Source organism: Pseudomonas sp. RW407 (assembly GCF_003176655.1).
Lineage (GTDB): Bacteria > Pseudomonadota > Gammaproteobacteria > Pseudomonadales > Pseudomonadaceae > Pseudomonas > Pseudomonas delhiensis.
On sequence record NZ_QGSL01000106.1, the window covers coordinates 1,213,555 to 1,228,374 of the forward strand.

Annotated in this window: 3 protein-coding genes; all 3 read right to left on the minus strand. The window is 68.4% G+C overall.

All coding sequences use genetic code 11. From position 1 onward, the window contains the following. Positions 1–2,907, minus strand: a 2,907-nt coding sequence (locus tag DK254_RS22200; RefSeq protein WP_218281435.1) for an Ig-like domain-containing protein, incomplete at its 3' end; no start/stop codon positions are given. Between the two features lie 480 nt (positions 2,908–3,387). Next, the gene (locus DK254_RS22205; RefSeq protein WP_109935500.1) at positions 3,388–6,414 is read right to left on the minus strand and encodes an Ig-like domain-containing protein; all 3,027 of its coding nucleotides are present in this window, start codon (positions 6,412–6,414) and stop codon (positions 3,388–3,390) included. A gap of 332 nt (positions 6,415–6,746) precedes the next feature. After that, a complete protein-coding gene (locus DK254_RS22210) occupies positions 6,747–14,813 on the minus strand; it encodes an Ig-like domain-containing protein (protein WP_256595943.1) in 8,067 nt (2,688 codons plus the stop codon). Positions 14,814–14,820 lie beyond the last annotated feature (7 nt).

The following is a 14,820-nucleotide window of genomic DNA, read 5'->3' on the forward strand; positions in this document are numbered from 1 at the left end:
ACCGACCACATCCGGTTGTTCCGGCGCTGTGGTGTCGAGGATGACGGAGACCGGAGCGGTCTCTTCACTGTGACGGCCGGCCTCGTCCTGCGCCTTGGCGGTGATGGCCTTCTCGCCATCGCCGGCCAGCGGCAGGTCGGTGCTCCAGTTGCCCTGTTCGTCGGCGACGACGCTGGCGGCCAGTTCACCGTTGACGTACAGCAGCACGGTGTCACCCGCTTCAGCGGTACCGCTGAGGCTCAGGCTGGCGTCGTCGGTGACGTCGCCGTCGTTCAGCAGGCCGGTGACCGAGCCCTCGCCATCGATGATTTCGCTGATGACCGGCAGCTGCGGCAGCGGGGTTTCCTCGCCCACCACGGTGAAGCCGATGCTTTCGCTGGCCTCGCCCACCTGGCCGATGGCATTCACCGGACGGGCGGAGATGTTGTGCTCGCCGGCAGCCAGGTCAGGCGCCTGGAAGCTCCAGTTGCCTTCGCTGTCCACCAGGGCGGTACCCAGCAGGGTCGCGCCGTCGTAGATTTCCACGTACTGGGCCTCGCCTTCGACATGGCCCTGCACGAGCGGCGCGGCGTCGTCGGTGGAGCCGCCATTGGCGATCACCCCGGTGACCGGACCGAAGTCGTCGACCAACTCGATGCGGTCGATACGCAGGTCGGTCGGCACAGCGGTGTCCACGGTCAGCTCGAACGGACGACTCGGCTTGCTTTCGTTGCCCGCGGTGTCGGAAACGGTGACGGTCAGGCGGTGCTCGCCGTCAGCCAGCTCCGGCAGTTCCAGGCTCCAGTTGCCATTTTCGTCGGCCGTGATGCTGGCGATCGGATCAGGGCCATTGTTGTCATAGACCTTGACCAGCCCGTTGGGCTCGGCATCGCTGCCCTCCAGGATCGGGTTGGCATCGTCGGTGGTATCGCCGGACTGCAGGGCGCCCGTGACCGCACCAACATTGTCCAGCACGCTGTCGATGAGCGGACGGTCCGGAACCCGGGTATCAATCGTCAGGGTGAAGTCGTCCCGGCCGAATTCGCCGGTGGCGCTCTGGACCTCGGCGCTGTAGGTGTGCGGGCCGTCGCCCTGGAACAGGGGCAGCTGCAGGCTCCAGTTGCCCCCGGCGTCCGCCTGTACGCTACCGAGGACGATCCCGGCTTCGGAGATGATCACCAGCGCGCCCGCCGTCGCGGTCCCCACCAGGGTCGGACGGTTGTCGTTGGTGCTGCCATTGTCCGCCACCGGCCCGGTGGTCGGGTCGACAGCGTCCAGCGCATGCAGGATCTGCACTTGCGGCGCTTCGCTCCAGACGCTGAACTCCAGCGCGTCGCTGGGCTCGCTGAGGTTGCCGGCGGCGTCCTGGGCCTGCACGGTGATGCTGTGCGAGCCATCGTCCAGCGGCGGCTCGGGCGTATAGCTCCAGTTGCCTTCGGCGTCGGCCACCACGCTGCCCAGGGGTTTGCCGTTGTCGCTGATGATGACCACGGCGTCCGGCTCGGCCTGGCCGCTGAATTCCGGAGTATTGTCATTGGTGGTTCCATACTGGCCGATCGGCCCCTGCACCACGCCTTCGTTGTCCTCGGCGCCAGCCTGCCCCGGCTTGTCCGGCGCAGTGGTGTCGAGGACGATGGAAACCGGAGCGGTCTCGTCGCTGTGGCGGCCAGCCTCGTCCTGCGCCTTGGCGGTGATGACCTGTTCGCCATCCTCACCGTTCAGCGGCAGCTCCGTCGTCCAGTTGCCCTGTTCGTCGGCGGTGGCGCTGGCGACCAGTTCGCCGTCGACGTACAGCAGCACGAGATTACCGGCTTCGGCGGTACCGCTGACGCTCAGGCTGGTGTCGTCGGTGACGTCGCCATCGTTCAGCAGGCCGGTGACAGAACCATGGCCATCCTCGATCTGATTGATGACCGGCGCGTTCGGCAACACTGCGGGGTCCACCACCTCGAAGTCGATGGCTGCCCCATTGGCGCCCCGATTGCCGGCTGCATCCACCGGGTATGCCTCGAAGCTGTGCTCGCCAAGGAGCACCGTCCCCTCCTCCGGGGTGAATTCCCAGTTGCCCTGGTCATCCACCAGCACCGTGCCCAGCGAGGTGCCATCGAGGAATATTTCCACCCACTTGACGTCGGTGGCGTCGAAATTCTCCACCTTCCCTTTCAACGCCGGGGTGGCGTCGTCGGTCTTCCCGCCCGCGGCGATAATACCGGTGACGGGCCCGAAGTCGTCGTGCAGGGTGAGGCTGAGCTCGGCCTCATCGGGTGCGACGAAGTCCAGTTGCAGTTCGAGTTGCAGGAAGGGCTTGTCAACCTGGGAGCCCGGAGCCGCCTCGGGGGAGTTGCCGGCATCGTCCATCATGTAGAAGGCGAGCGTGTAGTCGCCGCCCTGCCCAACCAGTTCCTCGGGCCAATCGTAATGCCAGGAGCCATCGGCCGCGACACTCACCACGATCGGCAGGTCGCCAAGAATCGTCTTGCCATCCTTCTTGATGACGATCCTCACGTGCTGCAGGTCCTCCGGGCTGGCCGCCTGGCTGAATTTTCCGTCGAAGACCGGACGCTGGGCATTGATCTGGACCTGGCTCTGGGCACCCTCGATGGTCACCGGCAGGACGCCACCCAGCACCTGCATCGACTCCAGCGCAATCTCTTCCGGCCTGATGCGATCGATGACCACCCCCTTGACCGGGTCGGAATCGACACCCTCGACGGTGATGAAGAAGTCCACCACGCCTTCCATGCCTTCCTGCACGAAGGAGAGGTTCGGGCTTATGGACCAGTGACCATTCTTACGCACCGTTGCGACGCCCAGCGCCATCACTTCGCCGGACTCGAGCACGGCCTTGACGGTCACCTCCTGCCCTTCGGTCAGCCCCTGCCCCTTGAAGGACAGGGCGGGATCGTCGGTACGCGTCCCCTCTGTCACCTCTCCCTTGAGGTAACCATAGTCATCCCATATCTGGAATGTGGGCTTGGCCTGGGTGGTCTCCTCGGCCTGCGGAGCGGGCGCGACTCGCCCCGCCGATGCCTCTTGGGCAGCCGATGTGTTGGCCTGCATGCTGTCCTGATCGTCGCTCCAGTTCTTTTCGGTCATGGGCCGAAAACTCCTTGATTGTTCAATGATGAAATAGCGCCCATGGATGGGCGGCCGATTGCATTGGGCAGATCGCCACCAGCGTGGGCGCACTCACTTCTGGCAGTGTTGGTTGTGTGCTGAAGTCCCACCGGCGATGCTAGGAAAGTTGCCCGGGAAGGTATCTAGGGAACCCCCTAAAGCACGCGGCCGGCGGGCGTAAAGCGCCTCTCGGGGCACTTCGGGCGCGGATGAAAAAAGGGCGCGAACATGGTTCGCGCCCTTGATGGGGAAAGAGACCGACCGCCCTCAACGGCGGCCGGCCGCTCGGTCTTAGAGGACCAGTTGCTGGCCCTGCAGCAGTTCGAGCAGGTCGACGCGCTCCAACGCCGCCATCGGCACCGCGGCGTCGACGGTGGACACAGCGCCGGTGGCGCTATCGTCACCCGCGCTGGCGAGGGCCGCCAGCAACCCTTCTCCCGGCTGCCCCAGCCCTTCCAGCAATCCGGCCAGGTCGATGCGTCCTTCCTGCTCCCAGGCGGACTGTCCGCGCGGCTGGACGTCCTCCAGCGCAGCGCCATGGGTCAACAACTGGAGGACCAGGCTGCCACCCTCATCCAGCGCGTAGGCCGGCTCCGGTGTCGCCTCGCCGGACAACGCGCGCAACCCGGCCTCTTCCACCGGTTCGAGGATGATGTCGTAGGCACCGGTGGCCGGCGTGCGGTCACCTTGGGCATCGTAGGACGATGCATAGAGGAACTTCTCGCCGTAGCCGCCGTACTCGAACAGGTCCGGGCAATCGATCGTCCAACTGCCATCGGCACCGACCGTTGCCGAACCCAGGAGGATGGCCGTGTCGAGGTCCACCCCGCTGCCATCGTCCTGCAGCTGCAGGTACAGCTCCATGGTGTGCCCCGGCGTACCGGTGCCTTTCACCGTGGGCGTCCGGTCATCGGTGAAATCGCCTTTTTCCAGCGGACCGAGCTGGCCGCCGAAGTCGTCGACAACCATGCTGATGACCGGATAGGGGGGAACCGTCTGGGGAACGGAGAAGCTCCAGGATGCGCTAAGCGGCCCCTCGTTCCCGGCCTTGTCCACCGCCGATACCTGCAGGCCATGGTTGCCAGCGCCAAGCAGGGGGCTCTCGAATACCCAGGCACCGGATGCGTCGACCACGGCCGAGCCGACCAGCATGCCCTTGTCGAAGAGCTTAACGTAGGCGATATCGCCACCTTCGATGCGGCCGCTGACGGTCGGCCAGAAATCGTCGGTCTGCCCGCCATTGGCGATCGAGCCCTGGTCAGGACCGAAGTTGTCGTACACATCCTCGATCAGCGGCCGTCCGGGCGCCTGGGTATCCAGCACAATCTCCACCACCTCGCTCTTCGGGCTGTCCTTCCCATCGATGGACTGCTCGGCACTGAAGCGCTTGGCCCCGTCCTCGCCCAGGTCGGCGACAGCGATCTCCCACTTGCCATCCTGGCCCACGGTGGTACTGCCCACGACCTGGTCATCGAGGTACAGGGTCAGCAGGCTGCCGGGCACACCGCTGCCGCCCACGGTGGGGCTGCGGTCGTTGGTGCTTTCGCCGGGCGCGACTTCGCCGACCTGCGCTTCCTGGTCATCGCGAATCCAGTCGATGACGGGGGCCGCCAGCGGATCGCCCGGCTCTTCCGGATCGGTCGGGGCCGGACCGGTCGGCGTTTCCCCACTGATATTGCCGGCGGGGTCGGTCACCGTGACCGTGCCTTCCTCGCCGCCTTCCAGCGGGTTCTCCGGGAATTCCCAGTTGCCATTTCCATCCACGACGGTGGTGACGGTGCTGCCATCGGGCAGTTCGACGGTGACGGTGCCACCCGACTCACCGGTGCCGGCCAGGCCATCGCCATTCTCGGTGACGACCGGCGGTTCCGGCGCAATGGTGTCGGCCGGCTCGGTCACGGTCGGCGGGCTGACGTTGCCCGACGGGTCGGTGATGGTGACGGTGCCGCTCTCGCCGTTTTCCAGCGGGTTCTCCGGGAATTCCCAGTTGCCGTTTTCATCGACGACGGCGGTGACGGTGCTGCCGTCCGGCAGTTCCACGGTGACGATGCCTTCCGGCTCGCCGGTGCCACCCAGGCCGTTGCCATTGTTGTCGGTGATCACCGGCGGCTCCGGGGGAACCAGGTCGGCCGGCTCGGTGACGGTGGGCGGACTGACGTTGCCCGAGGGATCGGTGATGGTGACAATGCCGCTCTCGCCGTTTTCCAGCGGATTCTCCGGGAATTCCCAGTTGCCGTTTTCATCGACGACGGCGGTCACGGTGCTGCCGTCCGGCAGCTCCACGGTGACGATGCCTTCCGGCTCACCGGTGCCACCCAGGCCGTTGCCGTTGTTCTCGGTGACCACCGGCGCCTCCGGCACCTCGGTGTCGGACGGGCCGGTGTCCACGCTGCCGCTGTGGTTGCCGGCGGGGTCCACCTCCACCAGCGAACCGGACTCGCCATTGCCCAGCGGGTTCTCCGGGAAGGTCCAGTTGCCGTTCTCGTCCACAGTGGTGGTGACGGTGCTGCCATCCTGCTTGGTGAGGATGATGGTGTCGCCCGCCTCGCCGGTGCCGGACAGGCCGTTGGCGTTGTTCTCGGTGACGACCGGGTCCTTCGGCGGGGTCAGGTCGGCCAGGCCGGTATCGACCGCGGGGCTGGTGCCGTTGCCGTTGCTGGCGGTGACACTGCCGCCCTTGCCATCCTCCAGCGGGTTGGGCAGGAAGGCCCAGGTGCCGTCGGTGCTGGCGATGGTGGTGACGGTGCTGCCATCCGGGCGGGTCAGGGTGATCAGGTTGCCGGGCTCGGAGGTGCCGGTCAGGCCCTGCTGGTTGTTGAAGAGGACCTTCGGCGCGGCCGGCGCCTCTCCCGGCAGGGGGTCCCCATTGCGCGGCGAGGCGCCACCGCCGCCGCCGCGCTGGGTCAGCATGTTGCCCACGCCGATGGCGCCGAGCCCGGCGGCCGGCACCAGCAGGCCGAAGGCGACGTTATGGTCGTCCGACTGCAGCGCCAGCAGTTCCTCGACCGAGCCCAGCTCGGTCAGCTCCGCGCCCTGCCAGGGTTCCTCGTAGCCGGCCAGCCACAGCTTGCCGTCGGGGGCTTCCAGAACGAGGTCGTTGCGCACGCCGTCGAAGTTCTGGAAGAAGTTGTCGACCGTGATGACCTTGCCGCTCTTCAGGCGCACCACCAGGTGGTTGCCGTCGCGGCTGATGGACCTGACGTCTTCCGGCGCGGCGGCGATCTTCACCACGCTCGGGTGCGACAAGGACAACAGGCTGTTGCCGGTCAGGCCCGTCACCTCTCCCGAGCTTTTCGCAATCAGTTCAATTGCGTCCATTTTCAATTCCTCCCGAAACAGTGAAGCGTCGCCCCGGCTAGGGCAGCCAATGAAGATACGAAGCGCGGTCTGCCCGACAGCCAGCTTCCAGGTGGGCACGAAGGGCCCGGCGCCCCCTGGACCACGGACAATGGCCGAGGGCGCCGGGAAGGCTACAGCGCCGCGGGCTCCTAACCATTAGGAATTCCCCTAAAGCCACCCCACCCCGGCCGGGCTTTAGGGATTTCCTCAAGCACGCCCGTCGCCCTGCCGGGGCGAAAACGAAAAAAGGCACGAACCGAGGTTCGTGCCTTTTCCATTGCCACGCGGCGGTCCCTCGCCGCGAGTGTCACTCAGACCACGTACAGCCCCTCCTGGATCAGCAGTTGCACATGGGAAGCGCTGGCCGAGGTGTAGACGTCATAGGTGACCGCCCCCTCGCTGACCTTGGCCTGCCCGGCGTCCAGGGCCCATGCCGAGAGATCGATGTCGACGCTATCCGTCACGCCGTTCTGGCCGGTGTCGCCGGTGATCCTCAGCCGCTGCGCGTCCCCCTCCTGCGGGACTATCTTCAGCAGGTCGGCCAGGCTCAGGCTCAGCGTCTGGCCCAGCGCCTCGCCCAGGTGGATGGCCTCGATGTTCTCCACCCTGTCGGCGATCGTGCCCAGGTCCAGCGAATTGCGCGAGGCCCAGACCAGGATGTCGTAGCCGGCGCCGCCGTCGATGTGGGCGAAGCCCGTACCGTCGATGAGGATGGCGTCGTTGCCCTCGCCGCCACTGGCGGTGGTATAGCCACGGGCGTCGAGCATGTCGTCGCCGGCGGTGCCGAGGATGTCCGATACCGGGTGGTAGTCGACGTGGGTGGCGCCGCCTTCCACGGCGGGTGCTGGCAGGCCGAGGGTTTCCTCCAGGTCCACCAGGCGCCCCTTGACCGCGCTGCCGCTACCGTCGCTGACGCCGTTGTCGGTCCAGCTGACGAACAGCTTGCCGCTGTCCAGGAAGGTCGCGGAAACCTGCGTCTGGTCGCCGCTGAGCAGTTGGTTGATGTGCAGCTCCTGGCCGACCTTGCGCCCGGTGTCGTCGAAGAACTGGGCGTAGATGCCGTAGCTGCCCGCCCCCGGCGCGCCATCGCTGGCGGACTGGTACACCACCACGAAGCCACCGCCCTCGCGGGCCACCACCAGCGGCACGACCTGGTTGCCGGCCGTGCGGGTGTTGAGCAGGAACTCGTCGCCCAGCGGCTCGCCGGCGGCATTGAAGACCCGCCCCCAGGCGCCGTAGCCGGACTGGTCCAGGCCGCCGTGGTCGTTGGAATCCCAGGTCACCACGAAGTTGCCGTTGGCCAGTTGCGACACGCTGGGCGAGGCCTGGCTGTTGGCGCTGGTCTGGTTGGCCAGGATCTCCGGCCCGAAACTCCCGGTCGCTGGGTCGTAGACACGGAAGAACACCTCGCCACCGGCGCCGCCGCCCAGGTTGCGGCCGTAGGCGAACACCACGCGGCCATCCTCCAGGGTGCTGAGCGACGGTGCGCGGGTGTCGAGGCTGTCGGCATAGTTGGTATCGCTGACCAGCTGTTCGCCGCCCACCGGCGAGCCGTCGGCCTTGTACTGGCGGGTGTAGAGGTGCCACTCGCCACCCACCGACGACTTCCAGGTCACCATGTAGCCGCCGTCGTCCAGCGCGGTGATGCTGGAGTAGCGCTGGCTGCCGGCGTCGTTGATGTTGACCATGTGCTCGCCGCCCTCGCGCGCCGCCCCGGTGATCTGGCCGTCGAGGTCGTAGGTGTAGCCGTACTTCTGCTGCAGGATGGCATCGTTGCCGCCGGCGTAGCTGGTCCAGCTGACCACGAAGCCGCCGTCCTCGAGCACCGCTACCGACGGCCGCCCCTGGTAGTTGGCGGTGGTGCCGTTGACCACGAACTCGCCGCCCAGCGGCATGCCCCTGGCATCGAACAGCTGGGCCATGACGCAGTCGTTGGAGCCGTCGCCCGTGGCCGATTCCCAGACCACCACGAAGCCGCCGTTGGGCAGGCGCGCGCTGGCCGAGAAGTCCTGGTTGCCGGAGAGCGTGCCGTTGACGCGGAACTCCGAGTAGTAGCCGGCGTCGATGTCGATGACGGTGCCCTCGATGCCCCAGCTGTTGCTGTCGGCCTTGTCGCTCTGCCAGGTCACGTAGACGTTGCCGTCGGCCATGAGCGTGGCGTCCAGCAGGTTGTTCATGTCGCCGCTGTCGCCGCCCCAGCCCTGGTTGCCCTCGGTGGTGGGGTTGACCAGGAACTCGCGGCCCAGTGGCTGGCCCTGGGCGTCGTAGCGCTGGGCGTAGACTGCCGAGCCGCTGCCGTCGCCACCGTCCGAGCCCCACACCACCAGGTAGCCGCCGTCCTCCAGGGCCACCGCGGTGGGCTTGTACTGCTTGCCGGCCAGGCCGCTGTTGACGCGGAAGTCGCCCGCGCCCACCAGCGACAGCTCGCCGCTGGCCAGGTCGACGCGGTAATGCGCGGCATAGACGTCCGAGCCGACCGAGCCGGGCAGGTTGCTGTCCCACACCACCACGAAGCTGCCGTCCTTGAGGGTGATCACGTCCGGGTAGTTCTGGCTGTTGCCGGTGCCGGTGTTGACCTGGAAGTTGCCGCCCAACGGCGTGCCGTCGGCCTTGTACAGCTGGCCGATGACGCCGCTGGCGGAGTTGTCCCCGGGGCCGCCGTGGCCGGTCCACACGGTCACGTACATGCCGTCGGCGAAGACCGCCATGGCCGGCGCGCCTTCGTTGCCGTAGAGGTTCCCGCTGCCGACGATGACGTCGCCGGTGAGCGGCTGGTTGTCGGCGTCGAAGCTGCGCTGCACGATGTGGTTGGTGGTGCCGGCATCCGGGTCGCTCTGCCAGCTGATGGTGTAGCCGCCGTCCGGGTGGGCGATGGCGATGGGCGACCGCTGGCCGCCCGCAGTGGCGACGTTGACCGCGAACTCGTCGGTCAGCGGGGTGCCGTCGGCGCCGTAGCGGCGCGCCATGACGCCATCGCCACTGGTGTCCGGGCCGGCCTGGTAGGACTCCCAGACCACCAGGTAGCCACCGTCGGCCAGGGCCACCACCTGCGGGCTGTCCTGGTTGCTGGCGTTGCGCTGGTTGACCTGCTGTTCGCCGCCGATGCGGGTGACGCCGTCGGCCGCGAACAGTTGCATGAACACCTCGGCATTGCCGGCGCTGGCATCGCCACTCTGCCAGACCACGATGATCCTGCCGTCCGCCAGGGTCGCCACGCTCGGGTTGGCCTGGGGGCCGGCCTCGGTGGTGTTGACCTCCACGGTGTGGCGGACCAGCTGGTAGTCGGCCAGGGCCGCGCCCTGGATGGCCACCGGCGGCGCCTCGTGGCCGGCCGCGTCGCGGGCCGACAGGCTGCCCTGCTCGCCCTCCGCCAGCGGGTTGGGGTAGATGGCCCAGCGGCCGTGCTCGTCGGCGGTGGCGGTGTGGGTGACGCCCTTGGCATCCACCACGGTGACGATGGCGCCCGGCTCGGTGCGGCCGCCCAGCTGCTCGGCGCTGTTGCTGTCCAGGCCGACGCTGAGCACGCTGATGGCCGGCGGGTCGGCCGGCACGTAGTCGATGCCGGTCACGCCTTCGCCCACGGGCGGCGGCGCGATGAGGCCGAGGCTCTCGTCCAGGTCCACCAGGCTGCCCTTGATGGCGCTGCCGCTGCCGTCGCTGACGCCCTTGTCGGTCCAGCTGACGAACAGCTTGCCGCTGTCCAGGAAAGTGGCGTCGACCTCGACCTGGTCGCCGCTCACCAGTTGGTTGATGTGCAGCTGCTGGCCGACCTTGTGCCCGGCATCGTCGAAGTACTGGGCGTAGACGCCGTAGGTTCCGGCGCCCGGCGCCGCCTCGCTGCGGGACACGTAGATGACCACGAAGCCGCCATCCTCGCGCGCCACCACCAGCGGTTCCGCCTGGTCGCCCAGGGTGCTGTTGGACACCAGGAACTCGTTGCCCAGCGGCTGGCCGGCGGCATCGAAGATCCGCCCCCAGATGCTGGCGCCGGACTGGTCGGGCCCGCTGTTGTCGTTGGAGTCCCAGGTGACGATGAAATTGCCGTTGGACAGCATCGAGACCGACGGCGAGGACTGCTTGTTGGCCGAGGTCTGGTTGACCAGTACTTCGCCGCCCAGGCTCTGGGTCGCCGGGTCGTAGAGGCGGAAGTACGACTCCACCCCGGCGGCGCCGCCGGCGTCGCGGTTGTAGGCGATCACCACGGTGCCGTCCGGCAGGGTCGCCAGGGACGGCGCGTCCGGCCCCGCCGAGGTGTGGTAGGTGGCGTCGCCGACCAGTTGGTCGCCGCCCAGCGGCGAGCCATCGGCCGCGTACTGGCGCAGGAACATCTGCCACTTGCCGCTGGTGCCGGTGGGGTTGGAGCTCCAGCTGACAATGTAGCCGCCGTCGTCCAGCGCGGTGATGCTGGAGAAGCGCTGGTGGCCGGCGTCGTTGACATTGACCATGTGCTCGGTACCTTCGCGTACCGCGCCGATGATCTGGCCATCGAGGTCGTAGGTGTAGCCGTACTTCTGCTGCAGGATGGCGTCGTTGCCGCCGGCGTGGCTGGTCCAGCTGACCACGAAGCTGCCATCCGCGAGCACTGCCACCGCGGGCTGGCCCTGGTAGTTGGCGGTGCTGCCGTTGACCACGAACTCGCCGCCCAGCGGCATGCCCCTGGCGTCGAACAACTGGGCCATGACGCAGTCGTTGGAACCGTCGCCCGTGGCCGACTCCCAGACCACCACGAAGCCGCCGTTGGGCAGCTTGGCCGTGGCCGAGCGGTCCTGGTCGCCGGCCAGGGTGCCGTTGACGCGGAATTCCGAGTAGTAGCCGGCATCGATGTCGATGACGGTGCCTTCGATGCCCCAGCTATTGCTGTCGGCCTTGTCGCTCTGCCAGGTCACGTAGACGTTGCCGTCGTCCATCACGGTGGCGTCCAGCAGGTTCTTCATGTCGACGCTGTCGCCGGCCCAGCCCTGGTTGCCCTCGGTGGTCGGGTTGACCAGGAACTCGCGGCCCAGCGGCTGGCCCTGGGCGTCGTAGCGCTGGGCGTAGACCGCCGAGCCGCTGCCGTCGCCGCCGGCCGAGCCCCACAGGACCAGGTAGCCGCCGTCGTCCAGGGCCACCGCGGTGGGCTTGTACTGGTCGCCCGCCACGTTGCTGTTGACGCGGACATCGCCCATGCCGATCTGCTGCACGGCGCCGCTGGCCGGGTCGACGCTGTAGCGCGCCATGTAGACGTCGTAGCCGCTGCTGCCCGGCGGGTTGCCCTCCCAGACCACCACGAAGCTGCCGTCCCTGAGGGTGATCACGTCCGGGTAGTCCTGGCTGTTGCCGGTGCTGCCGTTGACCTGGAAGTTGCCGCCCAGCGGCGTGCCGTCGGCCTTGTACAGCTGGCCGATGACGCCGCTGGCGGAAGTGTCGCCCGGGCCCTTGGCACCGCTCCACACGGTCACGTACATGCCGTCGGCGAAGGCCGCCATGGCCGGTGCGCCGGAGGCACCGTATGCCTCGCCGCTGCCCACGATCACGTCGCCGGTCAGCGGCTGGTTGTCGGCATCGAAGCTGCGCTGCACGATCAGGTCGGTGCTGCTGCCGTTCGGGTCGCTCATCCAGCTGATGGTGTAGCCGCCATCCGGGTGGGCGATGGCGACGGCCGATTTCTGCCCGCCGGCGGTATTCAGGTTGACCGCGAACTCGTCGGTCAGCGGGCTGCCGTCGGCGCCGTAGCGGCGTGCCATGATGCCGTCGCCGCTGGTGTCCGGGCCGGCCAGGTAGGACTCCCAGACCACCAGGTAGCCGCCGTCGGCCAGGGCCACCACCTGCGGGCTGTCCTGGTTGTACGCACTGCGCTGGTTGACCTGCTGCTCGCCGCCGATGCGGGTGACGCCGTCGGCCTCGAACAGTTGCATGAACACTTCGACGGCATCGTTGCTGGTATCACCACCCTGCCAGACCACGATGATCCTGCCGTCCACCAGGGTCGCCACGCTCGGGTTGGCCTGGGGCCCGGCCTCGGTGGTGTTGACCTGGTTGGTGTAGCGGCTCAGGTCGTAGCTGGCCAGCACGTCGCCCTGGATGACGATGGCTTGCGATGGGTTGCCGGCGGCGTCCTGCACCGAAAGGCTGCCGTCCTCGCCCAGGCCCAGGGGGTTGGGCTGCATGCTCCAGCGGCCGTCCTGGTCGGCGGTGACGCTGTGCGCCGTGCCGGCCTTGTCGACCACGGTGACGATCGCCCCCGGCTCGGTCTGCCCGGCCAACTGCTCGGCGGTGTTGATGTCCAGGCCGACGTTCGGCGCCAGGGTATCGACCACGAACAGCCAGGGCGCGCTGGGCTCGGTGACGTTGCCCACGCCATCGGTGAGGGTCGCGGTGAGCGCGTGCGAGCCATCGGCCAGCGGCGCCTGCGGGGTGAAGCTCCAGTGGCCGGCCTCGTCCACCTGCGTCGAGCCCAGTTCCTGGCCATTGTCGTAGACCACCACCAGCGAACCCGGCGCACCGCTGCCGGAAATGCTCGGCGTGGTGTCGCTGGTGAGGTTGCCGGAGACCAGGCTGGTGAAGGCCTCGGTCTCCAGCGCCAGCAGCTGCGGCGCCTCCGGCAGCGCGCTCTGCAGCTCGACCGGGAAGTCCTCGCTGGGCGCTTCGCTCACCTGCCCCGAGGGGCTCTGCGAGCTGGCCCACAGGTACTTCATGCCGTCGCCGCCGAACTGGCCGAGGTCGTCGGTGGTCAGGCTCCACTGGCCGTTGGCGTCGATGACGGTGGAGCCCAGCAGCTCGCTCGGCACCTGCGCATCGTCGCTCAGGCGCACGTAGAGGAACAGGGTGGCGCCGGCGCTGCCGGTGCCGCTCAGGGTCAGGTTGGCGTCGTCGGTGCCGGCGCCCTTGTCGAGGTCGCCCTGTTGAGGCCCGAAGTCGTCCTGCACGCGGGTGATGCGCGGCGTCTCGGGGACGGCGGCATCGACCAGGAAGTCCCAGGCCTCGCTGCGCGGGCCGAGGTTGCCGGCGGCGTCCAGCGCCTCGGCCTGGAAGCTGTGCGCGCCATCGGCCAGCGGCGTCTGCGGCTCGAAACTCCAGTTGCCGGCTTCGTCCACGCTCGCCGAGCCGATCAGCTCGCCATTGTCGTAGATGCGCACCAGCACGGCGCCGCCCTCGACATGGCCGCTGTAGGTCGGCGTGGCGTCGTTGCTCAGCTCGCCCTGGCCGATGCTGCCGAGGATGCCGCCCTCCACGTCGTCGACCAGCGCCAGGCCGGTGATCGCGCCCGGCGCGGTGGTGTCGACCACGAAGCCCAGGGCCGGGCCCTGGGCACTTTCATTGCCGGCGGCGTCGGTGGCCGAGGCCGTGATCGCATGCTCGCCTTCGGCCAGCGGGGTTTCCGGCTTGTAGCTCCAGTTGCCGTCGGCGTCGACGATGGCGGTGCCGATCACGCTGCCGTTGTCATGGACAGTGATGAGGTCGCCGGGGTTGGCGCCGCTGCCGCTGATCACCGCGGCGCTGTCGTCGGTGGCGGCGCCGGCCTCAAGGCCGCCCTGCTGCGCACCGACGTTGTCGGTCACGACGATGCCGGCCGGGGCGTCCGGGGCCTGGGTGTCGAGGGTCAGTTCGAAGCGGGTGCCGGCCTCGTTGCCGTTGGCGGCGGTGGCCAGGATGTCGTAGACATGATTGCCGTCGGCCTGCTCCGGCAGCTCCAGGCTCCAGTTGCCGGAAGCGTCGGCGAGCACCGAGCCGAGCAGCGTCGAACCGTCGAGGATGCTGACGATGGCGCCGGCGCTGGCGGTGCCGACCAGGGTCGGGCGGTTGTCGTCGGTGAGCGCCTTGTCGGCCAGGTCGCCCTGCTTGGCGCCGACGTTGTCGCTGGCCTTGATCACGCTGACGCTGATGGGCGCGGTGTCGACGCTGAACGCCAGCGCGGGGCCGGGCTGGCCGACGTTGCCGGCGGCATCGCTGACCTGCGCGCTGATACTGTGGCTGCCCTCGGCCAGCGGCTGCGCCGGGGTGAAGCTCCAGTCGCCGTTGGCATCGGCGGTGACGCTGCCCAGCACCTCGGCGCCGTCCAGCAGGGTGACCACGGCACCGGCCTCGGCCGTGCCGGAGAACACCGGCTGGGCATCGTCGGTGACGCCGCCGGCGGCGATCGGGCCGCGGACCAGGCCCTGGTCGTCAGTGGCGAGCACCACTGCCGGGGGGGCCGGCGCGGCGGTGTCGACGTTCAGGCTGAACTCGGCGCTGCCGCTGTTGGCGCCATTGGAGACGCTGGCGGTATAGGTGTGCTCGCCATCGGCCTGGGCCGGCAGCTGGAAGCTCCAGTTGCCCTCGGCATCGGCGGTGACGCTGCCGATCTCGACCTCGCCTTCGAAGATGACCACGACCGCGTCGGCAAGGGTCTTGCCGACCAGGGTCGGG